Annotated in this window: 19 protein-coding genes; 16 read left to right on the forward strand and 3 right to left on the reverse strand. The window is 60.6% G+C overall.

Annotated features, from left to right (window positions below; translation table 11 throughout):
- The first annotated feature begins 236 nt into the window (after positions 1–236).
- Positions 237–1,178, forward strand: a complete 942-nt coding sequence (locus J7399_RS18240; protein ID WP_209088538.1) for an aminotransferase class IV — start codon at positions 237–239, stop codon at positions 1,176–1,178.
- Positions 1,179–1,196: 18 nt separating this feature from the next.
- Here J7399_RS18240 and J7399_RS18245 read toward each other — a convergent pair whose 3' ends face one another.
- Complete coding sequence (locus J7399_RS18245; protein WP_209088541.1) at positions 1,197–2,393, reverse strand: replication initiation protein; 1,197 nt, start codon at positions 2,391–2,393, stop codon at positions 1,197–1,199.
- Positions 2,394–2,916: 523 nt separating this feature from the next.
- Between J7399_RS18245 and J7399_RS18250 the strand changes: the two genes are divergently transcribed.
- Both J7399_RS18250 and J7399_RS18255 read left to right on the forward strand, forming a co-directional pair.
- Complete coding sequence (locus tag J7399_RS18250; RefSeq protein ID WP_209065449.1) at positions 2,917–4,320, forward strand: AAA family ATPase; 1,404 nt, start codon at positions 2,917–2,919, stop codon at positions 4,318–4,320.
- A complete protein-coding gene (locus tag J7399_RS18255) occupies positions 4,313–5,437 on the forward strand; it encodes a ParB N-terminal domain-containing protein (protein WP_209088544.1) in 1,125 nt (374 codons plus the stop codon). The genes J7399_RS18250 and J7399_RS18255 overlap by 8 nt, the downstream gene beginning before the upstream one ends.
- A 46-nt stretch (positions 5,438–5,483) precedes the next feature.
- On the opposite strand, the gene J7399_RS18260 is transcribed toward J7399_RS18255, so the two are convergent.
- The gene (locus J7399_RS18260; RefSeq protein ID WP_209088547.1) at positions 5,484–6,434 is read right to left on the reverse strand and encodes an integrase; all 951 of its coding nucleotides are present in this window, start codon (positions 6,432–6,434) and stop codon (positions 5,484–5,486) included.
- Positions 6,435–6,475: 41 nt separating this feature from the next.
- Here J7399_RS18260 and J7399_RS18265 point away from each other — a divergent pair, with 41 nt between their 5' ends.
- From J7399_RS18265 to J7399_RS18285, 5 genes are all read left to right on the forward strand, one after another.
- On the forward strand, positions 6,476–6,727 hold the full coding sequence (locus J7399_RS18265) for a type II toxin-antitoxin system CcdA family antitoxin (protein WP_209088550.1): 252 nt from the start codon (positions 6,476–6,478) through the stop codon (positions 6,725–6,727).
- Between the two features lie 6 nt (positions 6,728–6,733).
- On the forward strand, positions 6,734–7,027 hold the full coding sequence (locus J7399_RS18270) for a CcdB family protein (RefSeq protein ID WP_209088553.1): 294 nt from the start codon (positions 6,734–6,736) through the stop codon (positions 7,025–7,027).
- Positions 7,028–7,171: 144 nt separating this feature from the next.
- On the forward strand, positions 7,172–8,086 hold the full coding sequence (locus J7399_RS18275; protein ID WP_209088556.1) for a DUF1403 family protein: 915 nt from the start codon (positions 7,172–7,174) through the stop codon (positions 8,084–8,086).
- 4 nt (positions 8,087–8,090) lie between these two features.
- Positions 8,091–8,684: an SMC-Scp complex subunit ScpB gene (locus J7399_RS18280; RefSeq protein WP_209088559.1), complete on the forward strand. Its 594-nt coding sequence runs from the start codon at positions 8,091–8,093 to the stop codon at positions 8,682–8,684.
- Between the two features lies 1 nt (position 8,685).
- On the forward strand, positions 8,686–8,949 hold the full coding sequence (locus J7399_RS18285; protein WP_209065442.1) for a WGR domain-containing protein: 264 nt from the start codon (positions 8,686–8,688) through the stop codon (positions 8,947–8,949).
- Between the two features lie 115 nt (positions 8,950–9,064).
- Here J7399_RS18285 and J7399_RS18290 read toward each other — a convergent pair whose 3' ends face one another.
- Positions 9,065–11,092: a TonB-dependent receptor gene (locus J7399_RS18290; protein WP_209088562.1), complete on the reverse strand. Its 2,028-nt coding sequence runs from the start codon at positions 11,090–11,092 to the stop codon at positions 9,065–9,067.
- Positions 11,093–11,325: 233 nt separating this feature from the next.
- Here J7399_RS18290 and J7399_RS18295 point away from each other — a divergent pair, with 233 nt between their 5' ends.
- The 8 genes from J7399_RS18295 to J7399_RS18330 are packed head-to-tail and all read left to right on the forward strand — an operon-like array spanning position 11,326 to position 17,544.
- Positions 11,326–12,378 carry a ChuX/HutX family heme-like substrate-binding protein gene (locus J7399_RS18295; RefSeq protein ID WP_209088565.1) on the forward strand — a complete coding sequence of 351 codons (1,053 nt, stop codon included), beginning with the start codon at positions 11,326–11,328 and terminating at the stop codon, positions 12,376–12,378.
- Positions 12,375–13,244: an ABC transporter substrate-binding protein gene (locus J7399_RS18300; protein ID WP_348539480.1), complete on the forward strand. Its 870-nt coding sequence runs from the start codon at positions 12,375–12,377 to the stop codon at positions 13,242–13,244. The genes J7399_RS18295 and J7399_RS18300 overlap by 4 nt, the downstream gene beginning before the upstream one ends.
- A complete protein-coding gene (locus tag J7399_RS18305; protein WP_209088568.1) occupies positions 13,244–14,320 on the forward strand; it encodes an iron ABC transporter permease in 1,077 nt (358 codons plus the stop codon). Before J7399_RS18300 ends, J7399_RS18305 begins: the two co-directional genes overlap by 1 nt.
- 3 nt (positions 14,321–14,323) lie before the next feature.
- Complete coding sequence (locus tag J7399_RS18310; RefSeq protein WP_209088571.1) at positions 14,324–15,100, forward strand: heme ABC transporter ATP-binding protein; 777 nt, start codon at positions 14,324–14,326, stop codon at positions 15,098–15,100.
- A gap of 37 nt (positions 15,101–15,137) precedes the next feature.
- Entirely contained in the window at positions 15,138–15,803 is a 666-nt protein-coding gene (locus J7399_RS18315) for a MotA/TolQ/ExbB proton channel family protein (RefSeq protein ID WP_209088574.1), read from the forward strand.
- 1 nt (position 15,804) lies between these two features.
- The gene (locus tag J7399_RS18320) at positions 15,805–16,182 is read left to right on the forward strand and encodes a biopolymer transporter ExbD (RefSeq protein WP_209088577.1); all 378 of its coding nucleotides are present in this window, start codon (positions 15,805–15,807) and stop codon (positions 16,180–16,182) included.
- 4 nt (positions 16,183–16,186) lie between these two features.
- Positions 16,187–16,570, forward strand: coding sequence for a biopolymer transporter ExbD (locus tag J7399_RS18325; protein WP_209065435.1), 384 nt, complete (start codon positions 16,187–16,189; stop codon positions 16,568–16,570).
- Positions 16,567–17,544, forward strand: coding sequence for a TonB family protein (locus J7399_RS18330; RefSeq protein ID WP_209088580.1), 978 nt, complete (start codon positions 16,567–16,569; stop codon positions 17,542–17,544). The genes J7399_RS18325 and J7399_RS18330 overlap by 4 nt, the downstream gene beginning before the upstream one ends.
- The last annotated feature ends 437 nt before the right edge of the window (positions 17,545–17,981 follow it).

Consider the following 17,981-nt stretch of genomic DNA (forward strand, 5'->3'; position numbering starts at 1 on the left):
TTTTGTGCGCCCGCCCCCTCACGCGATCCGCTGCGTCACGACGGCCAAAAACCGTTGCAAGCGGGGCCCAAAACCGCATTTGGAACCGGTGTCGCCCACTGACGCCATTCTATCCCCCAAACCGGGAGTACCCCCGCCAACATCGCCCTTTCCAAAGCAATTTCAACGCTCTAAGGTCTCGCTCATAGCTGTGCCCATCAGGCGCAGATTGCCCATCAATCAGCTTTGAGCCGCCCATGACCGACACAGATCGCCACTCCACCCATGACGCCAAGTCAGACGACCGCAACGATCACATCAAGATCTATGTGGATGGGGAAATCGTCCCCAAGGACGAGGCAAAGGTCTCTGTCTATGACAGCGGCTTCATGCTGGGTGACGGCATGTGGGAAGGAATGCGGCTTTATGACGGGCAATGGGCCTTCTTTGACGAACACATGGACCGTCTTTTCAACTCGCTGAAGTCGGTGTCGATTGATATCAACATGGGCCCAGAGGACATCCGCAAGATCCTCGACGACACCGCTGCCGCCAACGGCATGACCGGCGATGCTCATTGCCGCCTGATGATCACCCGTGGCCGCAAGGCCAAACCGTTCCAGCACCCTGCCCTCTCCCAATGGGGGCCCACCATCGTGGCCATCATCGAACATTCCAAGCCGGTCGACAGCCTGCAAAACGCGGGCATCCGTTTGGCGACCGTGCCGCAGGTGCGCGGCCTGCCGATGAGCCAGGACGCAAAATACAACAGCCATTCCAAGCTCAACTGCGTGATTGCCTGCCTTCAGGCCGAACAGGCGGGCGCAGACGAAGGGCTGATGCTTGATCCGCACGGCTTTGTGAACACCACCAACGCCTGCAACTTCTTCATTGTGCGCCGGGGCGAGGTTTGGACCTCCACCGGGGATTACTGCATGAACGGCGTGACCCGTCAGAAGGTGATCGACCTCTGCCGCGCCAACGACATCCCTGTGCATGAGAAAAACTATTCCCTTTACGAGGCTTACGGCGCAGATGAGGCCTTTCTCACCGGTACTTTTGGCGCGCAAACCCCGGTGGCAGAGATCGACGGCAAGCCCATTGGCACCGGCGAGCGTCCGGTGATGGCCCGCATTCGCGCGCTTTACAAAGAGCTGGTGGCCGAAAACGTCGCCGCTCAGAAAGCGGCGCGCGGGTAATCCGCACAGAAATCGGGGTCAGGAGACCGGCTCGGCCTCCAACCCCTCAAAAATCTCCGGATCCATGTCTTCCCAGAAGGCAAAGATCGCGCGGATGTTCAGCGGTGACACCCAGCCAAAGCGCTCAAAGTCTCCGCGCGCCACATCATCTTCAAGTTGGCTTGCAAACAGGCGTTTGTCCGCATCCCGCTGCGTTGGGGTGCGCGCCTCAATTGCCGCCTGAACACGCCGCAGCCGTTCGGCCCGTTCCGAGCGGGGCACCACAGGCGCCGCCACCTCTTCGACCTCTTTGTAGTCTTCTTTAAGCGCAGCGGTCAGATATCCCACCATGCTTTTCACATCTTTGCGCTGGCGCACATAGTCCAGCTTGGCCATGACCTGCTCTTCGCCATAGGCCCCCAGCCATTGCCGCGCCAGACGGTCACTGACCCCAAGCTCGCGCAGCCGTGCATAAACCGGCCCGTGGCGCATTCCTTCCCCGTCATCAATGTCCAGAATCGCCAGCTGCGGGTTCTCTTTGATGCGGAAGCGGATATCGGTGACCACCCTGCCCTGTTTGCGGGTCTCAGGTTCGATCAGAATATTGCTGGTCTTGTTCACCTCTGCGACCGCCGGTTTGATGACCTTCGCATTGAGATGCTTGTAGCTCTCATAATAGCTCGAACCATCCAGCCCCATCAGCCGCCGGAACAGTTCCATCGACCACCAGCCGGTGCTGCCGGTGCGGATAAACCGATAACAGTTCTCATAAAGCGCCAGCGCGTGGCCCGAGGTGAACTTGCGCTGAATGTTGAGATTGATGAGCGCAAAAACCTTCGGGTCATGCAGTTTCTCGGCCAAGGCATGGGAATAGGAGTATTCACAGACGCCGCCTTTCAGCTTGGCATAGCTCAGAAGGCTCGACACACCCCATTCCTGCTGGCCTTTCTCGTCCAGCATGTCCCACTCGGCCACCGTTTCCGCCAATCCGCGCAGCGAGGCCTTGAGTGTTTCCATGTCATTGGAGTTGTAACCAATCATCATACACAGGGTGCGCGCATCAATTGAGTGTTTGCTCTGGCTGGTGAGTGTGTCATAGGCGTTCAGCAACAGCACGTTCGACAACTTCCGCTGCAACAGCGACAGTTTGCCGGAGACGTGAATCGCCGCCACATGTTTTTTCACCGCTCCACGCCGCAATGCGCCTGTGAGTTGGTCGCGAGGAATATCGTTCATCGCTCTGCCCTTTTTTACGCACATTATGCGCTGAAAGGAACCTTAACGCAAACTCAATATGGGTGCTTAAAACTGTGGATAACTGATCCCGTAGGCGGGTACCTATAGGATTTCCACCGGGACCGGCACCCCCCTTAAGGGACCCAAATACGGGATGCCCCACTGAGTTATCCACAGGATTTTGCCAAATCTAGGGCTGAAAGAGCCAAAACTGGACTCTGGTACCCCTATTCCCGCGAATCGGGCCCCTACCCCCTGCAAACAGGCACCTCTTATCCTGTAGTTGGGTCCCTTTGATCCCGTAGGCAGGTCCCCAAAATTGTCTAAGTCTTTGATTTCATTTTTGATCCTGATCTTAAAGATTCTAAATATCCTAAAGACTCTACAAGCTTTACGTCGCTGTTTTTTGTGATTTTTGGAAGGTTTCGCCGCGAAACCGCCATCTTTGATTCACATTGGCAAATTCATGTGCGATAGTTCCGGCAAAATCACGATCGAAGCAGTACATCGCAGAGGAACTGAGATGGTATCAGGCAAAGATAACCTGCCCCCATATTTCAACATCAACCCAGCCGAAGCCGCCGCCAAGCTATCTGACCCTATCGACACCGCCCGATTCGCGAAAGCGGCGGCCTTCGCAACGAAGGGGCGACAAGATCTCGCTCGACGCGGCTACGCCCCTGACGGCAAGAAAAGGCTCCGCCGATTCTCCACTTGGGAGATCTGCAAGTTTCTGATCCCGGTGGCACCGGCCCACTTCCGGCGCGTGCTGAAGAAATATCCGGAACTTCCCCAGGGCGTGGGCGAAGGAAATTCCAAGTGGTTCTCTCTGGAGGACGTTCTGGCCCTTCGCGCACATTTCGCCGCTGAAGGCGCGCAAGACCGTGAGTACCAGCCTTGGCGCCCTGAGGGTCTCCCCGCGAAAATCGTCGCTGTCTCCAACTTCAAGGGCGGCACGTCGAAAACCACGACCACGGCGCACCTCGCCATGTCGGCCGCGCTTGACGGCTATAAGGTGCTGGTGATCGATCTCGACAGCCAGGGCTCGCTCACCTCCATCATGGGGGGCGATGTGCAGGACGAATGGTCCACCGCTTTCCCGCTCATGGCCAAAGATTACGCCCAAGCGGTTCTGGCAGAGAACAGCGTGCGCGAAGCGTCCGGCGACACCCCCCTGCCCTTCGATGAAACCCTGACCGAAGCGCTCAATGTCACCGCGCGCGACATCATTCAGGAAACCCACTGGCCCAACATCGACCTGCTCGGTGCACAGCTCAATCTCTACTGGGCGGAATTCCAGATCCCTGTCTGGCGCATGGGGCTGCGCAGCTGGCCGCTGTGGGACGCGCTCACCAACGCGCTGACCAACGAGAGCATTGTGGATGACTATGACATCATCTTCCTCGATACCCCCCCCGCCCTCGGCTACCTCACCATCAACGCGCTTGCCGCGGCCGACATCCTGCTGGTCCCGCTCGGCGCGTCTTTCCTAGAGTTTGACTCCACGGGCCGGTTCTTTGACATGCTCTATTCCACCTTCGCCAGTGTTGAAGAAGGCGAAAACGCCGCCCGCCGCCGCGATGGCCTGCCGGAGGTGAAGTTTGAATGGGATGCGGTGCGCGCGCTGATCACCCGCTTTGATGCGGGGCAACAGACCGACCTCGCTAACGTCATTCAGGCCTATTTCGGCGACTTCATGACAACCTACCGTCAGGACATGACCGCCATGGTTGGTCAGGCCGGCGAACAGGTGAACGGCATCTACGAGGCGGATTATCGCGAATTCAACCGCGACACCTATGTACGCGGCCGCGAAACTTTCGACCGCACATGGGCCGAGGTGAAAGAGATCATCGTCGGCACATGGTGGCGCGATCTCGAAGACCTCAAAGCAGAACAGATGAACACGGAGGCAAACGATGGCTAAACGCAGAAAACTTGTGGCGCCAAGCAGCGCCGACCTGAGCAAACTGGAAGAGGAGTTTCGCCGCGAAACCTCCGTCCCCGAACCCGCAGCTTCGCAGGTGCGCGGCGTGGCCCCCATTGCCAAGATTGCTGCGGAGGCCGCTGCGGTCTCCCAACCGGCCAGTACTGCAGATCGCGCGCGTCAGGCGCAACTTGAGGCCAGCGAGGCAAAGCTGCAGGAAGCGGAGACAGATGGCCGCCTGTTGGTCGACATACCTGTGGGTGAGATTGACGCCGACGCCATGGTCCGTGACCGCGCCGCGCTGGATGCCGACGATATGCTGGAGCTGCGTCTCTCGATCTCCGCCAACGGCCTGCGTCTGCCCATCGAGGTTTATGAGCTGCCCGCGAGTGATCGGGCCGACGCGCCGCGCTACGGATTGCTGTCCGGTTACCGTCGTCTGATGGCGGTGCGCGAATTGCTGGGGCTGACAGAGGAAGCGCAGTTTAAATCCATTCGCGCCATCATCCGTCCACCGGCGGAAACCGATGCCGCCTTTGTCGCTATGGTCGAAGAAAACGAAGTACGCTCCGAGCTGAGCCATTTTGAGCGCGGCCGCATCGCGGTGATCTCTGCGCAGCAAGGCGCGTTCCTCAATGTCGAGGACGCGGTGAACAAGCTCTTTGCAACCGGCTCCAAGGCCAAGCGTTCCAAGGTCCGCAGCTTTGCTCTGATCTTTGAAGAGCTTGGCGACATGCTGGAATTCCCCGATGCGCTCAGCGAAAAGCGCGGCTTGAAACTGGCGCAGGCGCTGCGTCAGGGGGGCGAGACTCGCATTCGCAACGGCCTCGCGGCGGCGTCTTCGGCCACAGCCGATGAGGAATGGGCGGTGATCGAAGGGGTGATTTCAACTCTGGACGCGCCAGAGCGGGATCCCAAACGCGGTGGTCGTCCGCGTAGCACAACGCCGGTATCTGGCTGGCGCGACGCGGAAACACTGGTCACATCCAACGGCATTACGATCCGTCGTCAGGCCGATGCGGATGGCTATTCGCTGCGTTTTGAAGGCCGTCAGCTAGACGGTGAAATGATGGAAAACCTGCTCGAAGAGATCCGCGTTTTCCTGGAACGCCCCTAAGAGGGTTTCGCCGCGAAACCTGTGTGCGGGTTTCGCGGACCCAAATTTACAGACCCGCCGCTTTGGTCAGGTTCACCTGAAACCGGACGCGGTTGTCCTCAGAGGGGCGGGTCATTTCGGCGGATGTCACGCCGGTCGCATTTACCCCCACAGTTCGATCAACCTTCGCCGCATGGGCCAACCCGCTGCGCAGGCTATGCCCGGAAAACAGGGCCATCCGATCCTTTTCCGAAAGCTCCGGCCGCAGGCCCGCCGCGAGGGCTGTTTGCTTGATCAACCGCGCCACATGTTTGTCATTCAACCGCGTCTCCAGCGCGCGTTTGCCATTGCGCGAAGTGCGCACAAACACCGGGCCGGATTGGATCTTTGCGAAATGCAGCCATTGCTCCAGCGCATGAACAGGGCAGCTTTGCTCACCAGAGCCGCGCCCGATTTCAACCTCTCGCCAGCCGGTGCGCGTGGCATGGGTCAGCACCGCGCCACCCTCAAGGATCGTGATCCAGCCGGTGGCCGCCGGTCCGCGCGCATCGCCAAGATCCAGCCCGACAATCTCTGAGCGGCTCAGCCCGCCGACATAGCCAATCAACAGAAGCGCGCGATCCCGCAACCCGCGCAGATCAAAGGGCAGGGTGGCGGTCATCATTAGGATCTCATCCGGACGGATCGGGTCTTTGCGCTTCGGCGTTGCCTCAGCGCGGCGCAGCGTGTCGAGCACCGCGGTGATTTCAGGCGCTGCGCGATCAAGGGTCAGCCCGCGTTGCGCATAGTTCCAGACCAACCCGGAAAGCCGCCGCCGAATGCTCGTACTTTGCAGGGCAGGGGTGCCGCCCGAGGGTTTGGCCAAATCAGCCAGATACTGCGCCACGATCGGCGGGGCAGGGGGCAGGGGCTCCACCCCGTTCAACCGGCACCACCGCGCAAAATGCCGCCAATCAGCAGCATAGGCTTTGCTGGTGTTTTCCGAAGAAGGCGTGGCTTGTTTGGAGGTCTCTGTCACAATATACTCCTAAAACATACGTATAAATATCGAGGGCCGTGATGAGCCGTATCAAAGTCAATCTGACGCTGGAGGCAGAGGTGGTCGCCAAAGCGCGGGATCTGGGCCTGAACATGTCGCGTCTTGCGGAGGCGGCCATCGTTGACGCCTGCAAGGCGGAGCAAAACCGCCGCTGGCGCGAGGAAAACCGTGCCGCGATTGAGGCCTATGGTGAGGAGGTTGCCAGCGGGCCTGTCAGCCCGTCTGAAACGGTCCCAACACGGGCGCCAAAGCAGGGGCCAAATCGGGGGTAGGGGGCCATGGCGCAGTTTGATGTCTACCAGCTTGCGGACGGGCAACTGGTTGTGGATCTGCAGACCGATCTGATCGGCATTGAAGCCTCGCGCATCGTCGCGCCCTTGCGGGAGGCCACGCAGTTCACGACCCTGCCGGGTTTGACCCCTGAGGTCGCGTTTGAGGGTGCTCAGTGGCTTGTGCGTGTGCCGGAGGTGCAAGCGGTGCCACAAGGCGCGCTGAGCGGCCCTCTGGGCTCTCTGGCGGCGCATAAAGAGCCCTTGAAGAGGGCGTTGGACATCCTGATAAATGGCATATGAGCGGTTTAAAGGCCTCATAAGCGTGAGATTCGCCTACTGTGACCGATAAATCAAGATTATTGGACATTACTGGGTCTTGCATGTTGCGGCGCTTTTCTTGGAAAATTCTGGCCATAAGCGCCGCGTGCGATTAGGCTCTCAAACATGATAGTCGCGCCGTCTTCTCTCTCTTTGCAGGATTTGAGCCTTGATCTGCCTCCGCTCGATCAGGGGCGCGCGGCCTCTTCTCTGGCAACGCAATCGCTGGAAGATGCCGCTTTTCTTTCAGGCACAGCGCTGTCACGGCTCAATATTGTTCTTTCTCAGGCGGCTCTGCCACAGCCCTTGCTGCGTGAACGATTGGCTCTACGCGCGGCCGAAGCCTGTGTGATTGCAACCGGTCGGCCGGAGCGTCTGGCGGAGCTGCGGGACGCGGTTCTGTTTCTGCGCCCTGAGGATCAAGCCGGTCCCGCCGGAGATACCTACCAAAGCTGGCGGCGTGCGGCGGCAAGACCTCTGAGCGCGGTCGCCTTGCATAGGGCCTTTCCGCAATATGACACGGCGGAGATCGAAACCTGGATGACCGCTGAGGGAGAGGGGGCTTCGCGCAACCCGCTGTCCAGCGCGGCGTCGACTTTGGAGGCGGTTCTGCGCGCTCAGCCAAAGGCCGAGGCCTTGGCGCTGGCGCTTGCGGATGCCACCCTGTCAAAAAAGATGCGCTGGTCCTATCAGATCCCGCTGCTCGCGCTCAGCCTCACGCCCCGCGATCTGCGCAAAACTGGCGATGCGCTGCATATGGCCTGCCATCAGGCCGCAGCCTCCGGTGCAGAGCAGGCCATCGGGCTGGCGCTTGGCCTGATCCGCAAGTCGGAGGCTCTGCGCGCGATTGCGCCAAAGCTGCGCGCCAAAGGGGCGGCGCAGGCGGTCGACCTCTTTCTGTCTCATGATGCCGTGGCGCCTCAGGCGCTGACCCATCTCATGTCAGATCGTGCCGCGCGGCGGTTTTGTGACCGGCTGGTGAGCCTTGGCGTCGCACGCGAATTGACCGGGCGCGAGAGCTTCCGGCTTTACGGGATCTGAGCCGATGAAAGACCGCACAGAACCTGTTTTGGATCGCGAACTTCTAGGCGTTGAGCCCGCCCTGCGCTGGCGCGAATGGATGCGCCGGATCGAGGCGGTGCTCTTTGCCTCCGCATCCCCGGTGCCCAAGGAGGATCTGGCCCGCGTGGTGGGGCAGGGGGCCTCTGTGGATCTGCTGATTGATGATCTGGCCGCCGATCTTGAGGGCCGCGCCTTTGAGATTGCCGCGGTGAATGACGGCTGGATCCTGCGCACCCGCCCGGCCTATGCGCCCGCCATCCATGCCGCCGCGCATCTGGGCGCGCATCTGGTGGACCTTGGCGAGTTTGAAATTGCCGTGCTCGCCGCCATCGCCTACCGCCAACCGATCACCCGCGACGGTCTCAAGGATATCTTTGGCAAAGACATCAGCCGCGATCTCATCGGCCGCCTGCATGATCGCGGCCTCATCAGCACCGGCCCCCGCAGCCCGAGACGCGGCGCGCCCTACACTTTTGTGACAACCGATCAGTTTTTGGTGGCGTTCGATCTGGAAAGCCTTAGAGATTTGCCCGATCGTGAAATGCTGACAGATGCGGGTCTGCATCCGGAGGGTTGAGGTGCTGATCCGACTAGAGAAAATCAATCCTGGCCGCCGCCAGCGCCGCTTCTACGTGCTCTATGTCACGCAGACGCTCTTTGGCGAATGGTGCGTGATCCACGAATGGGGCCGCCTTGGCCACAAGGGCAGCAAAAGCCGCATCGAGTATCTCGCAACCGAGGCCGCGGCCCATGATGTCTGTATTGATCTGAAGGCCGCCAAGATGCGCAACGGCTATGCCTCAATCCCGGTGCAGCTGACCTTGTTTGGCGACAGCCTCTGACGCGCAGATTTGGCGCGGATCTGGTACAGTATAGTGTTGGGGAACCCGTTTACAGGATGGGGTAATCCGCGTTTTCCGGCGACCGCAGCCGCCGGAAACTCTTATGTCTCAAACCTTAGAAGGTTTTTGCCAGCGAGACCTTGAGGGTCCGGCCCGGTGCCGGGCGGGTGGCAAGGTGCTGGGTGTAGAACTTGTCAAAGGCGTTCTCCAGCCCCAAGCGCACTTCCACTCCTTCGAAAGCACCTTCCTGCGGACGATAGGTGGCACGCAGATTGTGCACCACGTAGCCGGCAGATTCGGATTGCGCGCCGCTTGGACGGGTCACGTCGATGCTGGCATTGGCCACCATTTCCCAGCTGATGTCCCATTTGCGGTCAAAGCGCTTGCCCAATGTCAGGCGCAGCTGATCGGCAGGGGAGTTGCGCCAGTCGCCTGTGGTGCCACCTGCGTCGGTCGCATCGCCATCTTGAATGTTGGCGTTCAGGTCGGCGTAAAAACCGTTTTCCAACGCATAGCGCGCCTCCAGCTCAACACCTGTAAGCTCAACAGAGTCGATGCTTGGCGATGTAAAGTTACGATAGGACGTGATATCCCAGATGTCTGTCCGGTAGACGGTCGCTTTGAAGGCGATGCTGTCTGCGTCTTGGAACACGCCGGTGTTGGCATAAGATGCGCCAATCTCGTAGTTGCGTGCTTTCTCGCTCTGTGTTCTCAAAGCTGCCGTGCCGATGTCATCAAGAATTGGCATGCTTTCAGTGTAACCCGCGCTGCCCAAGATCGACCACCCGCTGGCAAATTGATACTGCGCTGACACGCCGCCCATCAAGGCGCTGTTGTCATATTTGCCATTCGCAGTGCCGCTGCCTTCAAGGGTCTGATCCTCAAAGCGCACCCCCGGCGTCAGGGTCAGCCCGTTGCCAAAGTCGATGTCATCCACAACGAAAACAGCAACCCGGTCATCCGTGCCACCAGGTGCTGAGGCATCTGTCTGATCCCGACGATCACGGCGGCTGATTTCAACACCATAACGCATGTCATGCGTCGCTTGGCCGGTGCTGAACAGCGAGGTGTTTTTCACCAGCAGCTTGGTGGTTTCGTAACGGTGATCCGCGTCACGCAGCGCGCTTGCACCACCTACCGCCGCTTGATCAATTTTTTGGTCGGCATAGCTCAGCTGCACTTCCAAATCGATCAGGTCGTTGTCTGCAGGGTTGTAGCCATACGTGAATACGGCATTGGTCGTCTCAAAATCGCGGTCCACATTGCCGAAGAAGCCAGCAGTGGTTGCGAAGCTGTCATAGGGAACATCGCGCTGAGAAGATTCCGTGCGGCTATAGCTGAACTCTGCGGAATGGGAGCGATCATCGCCGAAGTAGCCCCGCAATTTGAGCGCATAAGACGGCAGATTGAATTCGGAGTTCCCAATGGTCGCGCCGGAGCCATCTTTCTGGTTCTCCTGCGAATTGTAAGAGAAGTTGCCGAGCACTTCGAAATTCTCAGTTGGCTGCCAAGCCAGAATGGAGGAGCTTGCGAAGCCGCTGCCATTGGTGTTGCCTTGTAGGGTCTGGCGGAATTTGAAGCCAACTTCACCACCGGTGAAATCAGAAGCATCTTTGGTCTCCAGACGAACCACGCCGCCGATGGCGCCAGAGCCATACTCAAAAGAGCCGCCCAGACCGCGCAGCACAGAGACCTCTTTGTAAAGCGCCGGGTCGGTGAACAGTTGGGTGCCGATACGGTAAAGCTCTTCGGAGCCAACAGAGGCGCCGTCCACCTGGATCAGAACTTTCTGGTCGCTGCCAAAGGTGCTGTTTGCGCCAAAGCCACGGATGTTGATGCCGGAGCCTTGTGGCGTTGCACCGTTGATCAGGGTCACACCGGGCACACTGTCGATCAGCTCGGCAACCGTGGTGGCCTGACGGTCATCAATCTCTTCCTGTTCAATAACAGTGATGGAGTTGGCCGTGTCCGTTTGAATGTCGCGCTTGGAGCGTTTCAGCACAATTTCATCAAGCAGAATGACACCGTCGGTAACGCCGTCCAGAACGCCGTCGCTCAGGCTGTCTTGCGCCATGGCGGATGTGGTTGAAATGAGCGCGGCGCTGCAGAGCAGTGCTGCTCTGCGAGTGGTGCAGGCAAACATGGAAATCCCCTTCCAATAGTCTGTTCAAGATGCTGGCGGGGGAGGCTGGCGACGACTTGTTGAGTGAGTCTGTTCGCTCTCCGGCGAACGACTTGCGCTCGTTAATAAATCACACTATTTCTGTCAACAATGTGATTCAACTCGATCACCGACGCCAGCTCCCTGTGACTATTCTGCACACGCCAGCCTGTCTCCAGACCTTTACGCCTTGATGACTGACAGGAGCGCGCACTATGGCCGCCACTTCCGCCCTTACTCCGCAAGCAATCCGCGAAGCCCGCGCAGAGCACAGCGCCCTTCGGGAGCGTGACCTCGCAGACCAGCTTGGCATTTCCGAAGCGGAGCTGATGGCCGCCCATGTTGGCGAGGGCGTGACCTGTGTGACCGCAGAGCTGGATCCGCTGTTTGCCGCCTTTGAGCGTCTGGGCGAGGTGATGGCTCTGACCCGCAACCGCTCCTGCGTGATCGAGAAGGTGGGCGAATATGCCAACTACCGGTCAGGTGACCACGCAGCGCTGGTGGTCAATGAAGAGATCGACCTGCGCATGTTCCCCGGCCACTGGAAACATGCCTTTGCCGTGGAGAAGTCCACCGACAAAGGCGTAAAGCGCTCCATTCAGGTGTTTGATGCGGCTGGGGATGCGGTGCACAAGGTCCACTTGCGCGAGGCCTCCAATCTTGAAGCATGGGACGCGATTGTCGCGGAGCTGAAACTTTCTGAGCAATCCGATGCGCTGACTGTTGAGCCGCGCAAGCCTGTTGAAGGCGCGAAGGGCGATGCGGAGAAAGCTGATAAGCTGCGCGCGGAGTGGGACAAGCTTACCGACACCCATCAGTTCATGCAGCTCACCCGCAAAATGAAGATGAACCGTCTTGGGGCCTACCGCATTGCGGGCGCGCCTTATGCCCGGTCGCTTGCGCCCAAATCCGTCGAAGCGCTGCTGCACCGCGCGTCTGAGAAAGAAGTGCCGGTGATGATCTTTGTCGGCAATGCGGGCTGCATCGAAATTCACACCGGCCCGGTGGCGCGCATTGTGGAGATGGGCCCTTGGATCAACGTGCTTGATCCCGGCCACGATCTGCATCTGCGCAAGGACCACATCGCCGAGGTCTATGCGGTCACCAAAAGCACCCGTCGCGGGCCGGCTATCTCGGTCGAGGCCTTTGACGCCGAGGGCGCGTTGATTGCGCAATTCTTTGGTGTGCTGCGTGATGACGATGCGGCGGCGGGCTGGAATGCCCTGATGGCCGATCTTGAAGACAGCTTTGCGGAGGTTCCGGCATGATGAAGTTGAGCGGAATAGCGGCCACACAGTCTGTGATGGCGGGCGCACTGGCGATCCTGCTGGGCACCACCTTGCAGGCGGATGAACCAGCCTCCCGCATTGTCGCGGTTGGCGGCGCGGTCACCGAAATCGTCTACGCGCTTGAGGAAGAAGACCGCCTTGTTGCGCGTGACACCACCTCCAACTTCCCGGCTGAGGCACGCGATCTGCCCGATGTGGGCTATATCCGCCGCCTGTCCCCGGAAGGCCTCTTGTCGGTCAATCCTGATCTGATCATCAGCGAAGCGGGCGCTGGTCCGCTGGAAACCATGGAACTGCTGCGCGAGGCCGCCATTCCGGTGGCCGAAATCAACGACGGCTTCACCCGCGAAGCCATCAGCGAAAAGATCCTCACCGTGGCCGGAATCCTCGGTGTCCAGGAGAAAGGCGAGGCACTGGCGGCTCAAACCGACGCGGCCATCGCCGAGGCGCTTGCCAAGGTCGACACCACTCACCGCCCCAAAGTGCTCTTTATCCTGTCCGCCGCAGGGGGCCGCGTGATGGCGGCTGGCACCAACACCAGCGCGGATGCGATCATCTCGCTCGCCGGTGGTCAGAACGCCGCCACCGGTTTTGAAGGTTTCAAACCCATGACCGACGAAGCCATCGCCACCAGCGGGGCCGAGGTCATTCTGATGATGGGCCGTCAGGGCGATCACAGCGCAAGCAATGAAACCCTGCGCGCCCATCCTGCCATTGGCCAGACACCGGCCGCGCTCAACGAGGCGGTGGTGCGTATGGATGGCATGTTGCTGCTTGGCTTCTCCGTCCGCACCGCGCAGGCGATTTCCGAGCTGGCCGACGCTTTGGCGGACATTGAAAGCTGATGGCCTTCGCTCTGCACACGCCAGCTGCAGCGTCCCTTGAGGGCGACCGCAGCCTGCGCGCCCATCGGCTCACTTTGGTGCTGGTGGGTGGTCTGCTGCTTGCCATGCTGGCCTCTCTCGCCATCGGTGCATCCGGCACCTCACTGTGGCAGGCGCTCTGGGATTTGGCCCGCGGTGAGGAGCTTGAGCTGCGCGAGCGCGTCGTGCTCTGGGACATCCGCCTGCCGCGCACCCTGATGGGCGTGGCGGTTGGCGCCGCGCTGGCGGTGTCCGGCGCCACCATGCAGGGGCTCTTTCGCAACCCATTGGCCGACCCCGGCCTGATCGGCGTCAGCGCCGGTGCTGCCTTCGGGGCCATCGTGGCCATTGTGCTTGGCGGCCTGTTGCCCGCCGCGATCAGCGCCGCGCTTGGCTACTACATTGTGCCGATTGCCGCCTTTGCGGGCAGCTGGGCCATGACGCTGATCCTCTATCATGTCTCCACCCGCAAAGGGCGCACCTCTGTCGCCACCATGCTGCTGGCGGGGATCGGCCTTGGCGCGCTGACCGGCGCTGTTGGCGGCGTATTGATCTATATCGCCGATGACGCCCAACTGCGCACACTCACCTTCTGGGGCATGGGCTCCATCGCTGGGGCCACATGGTCCAAACTTTTTGCCGCCCTGCCGCTGATGCTGGCCGCCCTGATTGCCACGCCCTTTATTGCCAAAGGCCTCAACGGTCTGGCGCTTGGCGAAGCCGCCGCCAGCCACATGGGCATCGACGTGCAGCGTACAAAAAACGTCGCCATCCTTGCGGTCGCCGCCGCCGTGGGCGCAGCGGTCGCGGTCAGCGGCGGCATCGGCTTTGTCGGCATTGTGGTGCCGCATCTTCTGCGCCTCGCTGTCGGGCCGGACCACACTTACCTCTTGCGCAACTCCGCGCTCTTGGGCGCCACGCTCCTGCTGGTGGCCGACATCATCAGCCGCATGATCATCGCGCCTGCCGAATTGCCCATCGGCATCATCATGGCCGTCATCGGTGGCCCCTTCTTCCTCTGGATTCTGCTGCGCCGCCGCGGCCTCGTGGATATGTAAGCCATGCTCTCAGCCACAAATATCACCGTCACTTTTGGCCGCCGCGACGTGCTGCATGATGTGTCGTTTAACGCCGCCCCCGGCGCGTTGACCGCCATTGTCGGCCCCAACGGCTCCGGCAAAACCACGCTGCTGAAGGCCATGACCGCCGAAGTGCCCCACGGTGGCAAAGTGCTGCTCAACGGCACAGACATCGACACAGCCAAACCCTGGCAGCTTGCCGCCATGCGCGGCGTGCTGCCTCAGGCCACGCCGCTGGCCTTTCCCTTCACCGTGGCCGAGGTGGTCCGCTTGGGGCTGATGAACGGCACCTCCGGCGGAAGCCCGCATCTGGTGCCCGCCGCCTTGGAACGTGTCGGCCTCAGCGGCTATGCCGCGCGCTTTTATCAGGAGCTCTCCGGAGGCGAGCAACAGCGGGTGCAGCTCGCCCGCGTTCTGGCGCAGGTCTGGGAGCCAACACAGAACGACACCCCGCGCTGGCTGTTTCTGGACGAGCCGGTCTCCGCACTCGATATCGGCCACCAGCTTCTGGTGATGCAGATCGCCCGCGATTTTGCCGATGCGGGCGGCGGCGTTGTGGCGGTGATGCATGATCTCAATCTCACCGCCATGTTTGCCGATGATGTGGCTCTGATCAGCGACGGCCGCATTCTAGCGCAAGGCACGCCGGAAGCGGTCTTCACCAACAACTTGCTGAGCCAAGCCTACCACTGCGCCGTTCAGGTCAACACCACGCCGCCATCCGGCACCTTCTTATTGCCCCATGTGGCGCAGGCGTGAGGCGGCACCCGCGCTGCAATGAATAAGGACAGATACCATGCATCTTGAGTCTCGTTGGTTGGAAGCTCTGGCGTTTCTGGAGCAGGGCGGCCCCGCAATCTGGGCCATCTCGGCGTTGTCGGTCATCACCGGCGCGCTGATCCTCTGGAAAATCTGGCGTCTTCTGCTGCTCGGGGCCTGGGCGGGGGAGAAAACCGAATACGCTGTGACCCTCTGGACCAAAGGCGACCGCAAAGGCGCGCTTTCGGTGCTCGACGGTCGGCGCTCGCTGCGCGCTGTTGTGGCCAATGCCGCCATGCAGGTCTGCTCTGAGGGGCGGCTCTCACCGGAAGAGCAGCGTGAAGAGATCGAACGGGTGGCGCGCCGCAAGCTGGCGGATGGCCGCAGCGGCCTGCGCGCGCTTGAACTGATTGCCACCATCGCGCCGCTGCTTGGGCTTCTGGGCACGGTTCTGGGTATGATCGCCGCTTTCCAAACCCTGCAACAGGCCGGCTCGCGCGCCGATCCCGCCGCTTTGGCCGGGGGCATCTGGGAAGCGCTTTTGACCACCGCCGCCGGAATGGCTGTGGCCATCCCCGCCTCCATCGCGCTCACATGGTTTGAATCCGTGGTCACACGCTCTCAGGAAGACATGGAAGATGCGGCCACCCGCATTCTCACCAGCGGCAAAGACAACAGCACCCAGCTGATGGCGGCGGAATAAGATGAAATTCGCCGCTGCCCCCACGCGCCGCAGGCCCAGCCTGACACCGATGATCGACGTGGTCTTTCTTTTGCTGGTGTTCTTTATGCTGGCCTCGCGCTTTGGGCAGGAAATGGAAATCCCGCTGCCGCTCAGTGCTGCCTCTGACCGCCCCTATGAAGGCCCGCCCCGTCTGGTCGAAGTGCGCCCGGACAGTGTCAGCCTCAATGGGGTGGCCACACCGGTTGAAGATCTGCTGGCGGAACTTGGCACCATGATGCTCTCACACAGCGACGCCATTGTGGTGCGCGCGCGCGACGAGGCTGATCTGCAGCGCGTCGTGGATGTGATGCAGCGCCTGTCTGATGCCGGATATGAAACATTGGTTCTGGTGGAGTAACCCCATGCGCATTGCAACAGCCCCCAAACGTGCCGCCGCCGAAAGTGTGATCCCGATGATCAACGTGGTCTTCCTGTTGCTGATCTTCTTTCTGATGACCGCGCAGATCACACCGCCGGAACCTTTCGAAGTCTCCCCGCCGGCCGCCGATTTGGACACCCCCGCAGACGGCCAGGCCATCCTGCATGTCTCGGCAGAAGGGGAGCTGGCGTATCAGGAGGCACGCGGCGAAGCGGATGTTCTGGCCGCATTGACCGACTACCCCGAAAATGAGCCCCTGATGCTGCGCGCAGACCGTGCCGTCTCCGCACAGGAAATCGCAGCACTTCTGCCGAAACTTGCCGCGGCGGGGGTGCGGGATCTCAAACTGGTGTCGGCCCTGCAATGAGACTGGCGCGCATCACCTCAGAAGCCCTTGTGTTTGGTGGCATCGTCACCGCTGGCCATCTCGCCTTCTTTGCCCCGCAATTGGAAAGCGGTCTGCAAAGCGCAGGGGATGCGGGTGCCGACCTTCTGCAGATGATGGCCTCCAATGCCAGCATTGCCGCTTTGGTGGAAACCTGGGATGCGCCACCAGATCTACCCGAGGCCATGGATCTCTCCATGCCACAACAAAGCGCGCTGCAAGACGCGCCACCGCCAATGCCCGTGACCGCCGCAGAAGCCACACCACGTATAAGTGACATGCAGGCGTTGAACCTGCCCTCCGCAGATGGCCCGCCTTTGCCCGTCGCACCCGCGGCCCAAGCGCCAAACCTGCAATCAGATATGGCGCCCCCTCCGGCACAGCTGCCACCCGAGCAACCGGCCCTATCTCAGGCGGCACCGTCTCAGGTCCCCCCCAGAGCCGCCCCCCCTGAATTGCCCAAGCCGATGGAGGCACCGGTATTAGAGGCCGCGCCCAAGGCTCCAGCCTCTCCGCCCCCGCCGCCAAAGCCTCCGGCGCCAGAGAAGAAGACGGAGAAGAAAGCCGCGCAATCGGCCACAGACTCCATTCAGATCAACGCACGGCGTGCACAGGGCGAAGGCGGCAAAACCGCCAAAGGCAAAAACGGTGATGAACAGACCGCCTCCGTGTCTAATGCCAAACGCAAAAGCCTCGCCCGCAAATGGGCTCAGTCAGTGCGCGCACGTATTGCCCAACGCGCCCCCCGTGGTGTGGGCAAAGGCAAAGCTTTTGTGCGGATCACCGTTTCTGCAGACGGCAAGGTCTCCGGCATCTCTCTGTTAAAGAGCTCCGGCAACACCCGATTGGACCAAGCAGCCCTCAAAGCCGTGCGCGCGGCGGGCCGTATGCCAAAGGCCCCAGCCGGTCTCGGTGTGCCCAGCCTGAAAATGGACATCCCCATTTCCTCCAAATAACCCCGTTGCGGATTCCGCGCCTTTGCGTGCGTTGGCCTTGGCAGTCCGATTATTCCACCTCCGCAATACCGTTAGGAAACCGACGCGATACCGACGTTTGTGTTTGGTGTTGCGTGTGGTGTTTCGGAACGCTGTCCTCATTTTGGGACGAGTCTTCTGCGGGTCTCTGGCGAGTCTTTGACTGACTCTCTGCCGAGTCTGCCCCGAGTCTGTGGGTTACTCTGTGGATAAGGTTGTTTTGTTGGGATTTGGGTATGGTTTGTGGGATTGTTGGTGCGGTTGCGGCTGGTTAAGTCATTGATATTGTTTGTTTTTGCAAGAAAGTTTTTGAATTTGGGAAAAAAGTGAAAAAAGCGCTTGCGGCTGGTGGGTGATAACCTTAGAACCCCCTTCACCGGCGGCGCTGAGGCGCACAACGGCGGGACGGACTGGCGGGG

It is taken from the genome of Shimia sp. R9_1, assembly GCF_017743775.1.
Taxonomy (GTDB): domain Bacteria; phylum Pseudomonadota; class Alphaproteobacteria; order Rhodobacterales; family Rhodobacteraceae; genus Shimia.

Coding starts and splice junctions, on each gene's coding strand:
- J7399_RS18240 (WP_209088538.1), top strand. CDS start 237: ATGACCGACACAGATCGCCACTCCACCCATGACGCCAAGTCAGACGAC.
- J7399_RS18245 (WP_209088541.1), bottom strand. CDS start 2,393: ATGAACGATATTCCTCGCGACCAACTCACAGGCGCATTGCGGCGTGGA.
- J7399_RS18250 (WP_209065449.1), top strand. CDS start 2,917: ATGGTATCAGGCAAAGATAACCTGCCCCCATATTTCAACATCAACCCA.
- J7399_RS18255 (WP_209088544.1), top strand. CDS start 4,313: ATGGCTAAACGCAGAAAACTTGTGGCGCCAAGCAGCGCCGACCTGAGC.
- J7399_RS18265 (WP_209088550.1), top strand. CDS start 6,476: ATGAGCCGTATCAAAGTCAATCTGACGCTGGAGGCAGAGGTGGTCGCC.
- J7399_RS18270 (WP_209088553.1), top strand. CDS start 6,734: ATGGCGCAGTTTGATGTCTACCAGCTTGCGGACGGGCAACTGGTTGTG.
- J7399_RS18275 (WP_209088556.1), top strand. CDS start 7,172: ATGATAGTCGCGCCGTCTTCTCTCTCTTTGCAGGATTTGAGCCTTGAT.
- J7399_RS18280 (WP_209088559.1), top strand. CDS start 8,091: ATGAAAGACCGCACAGAACCTGTTTTGGATCGCGAACTTCTAGGCGTT.
- J7399_RS18290 (WP_209088562.1), bottom strand. CDS start 11,092: ATGTTTGCCTGCACCACTCGCAGAGCAGCACTGCTCTGCAGCGCCGCG.
- J7399_RS18295 (WP_209088565.1), top strand. CDS start 11,326: ATGGCCGCCACTTCCGCCCTTACTCCGCAAGCAATCCGCGAAGCCCGC.
- J7399_RS18300 (WP_348539480.1), top strand. CDS start 12,375: ATGATGAAGTTGAGCGGAATAGCGGCCACACAGTCTGTGATGGCGGGC.
- J7399_RS18305 (WP_209088568.1), top strand. CDS start 13,244: ATGGCCTTCGCTCTGCACACGCCAGCTGCAGCGTCCCTTGAGGGCGAC.
- J7399_RS18310 (WP_209088571.1), top strand. CDS start 14,324: ATGCTCTCAGCCACAAATATCACCGTCACTTTTGGCCGCCGCGACGTG.
- J7399_RS18315 (WP_209088574.1), top strand. CDS start 15,138: ATGCATCTTGAGTCTCGTTGGTTGGAAGCTCTGGCGTTTCTGGAGCAG.
- J7399_RS18320 (WP_209088577.1), top strand. CDS start 15,805: ATGAAATTCGCCGCTGCCCCCACGCGCCGCAGGCCCAGCCTGACACCG.
- J7399_RS18325 (WP_209065435.1), top strand. CDS start 16,187: ATGCGCATTGCAACAGCCCCCAAACGTGCCGCCGCCGAAAGTGTGATC.
- J7399_RS18330 (WP_209088580.1), top strand. CDS start 16,567: ATGAGACTGGCGCGCATCACCTCAGAAGCCCTTGTGTTTGGTGGCATC.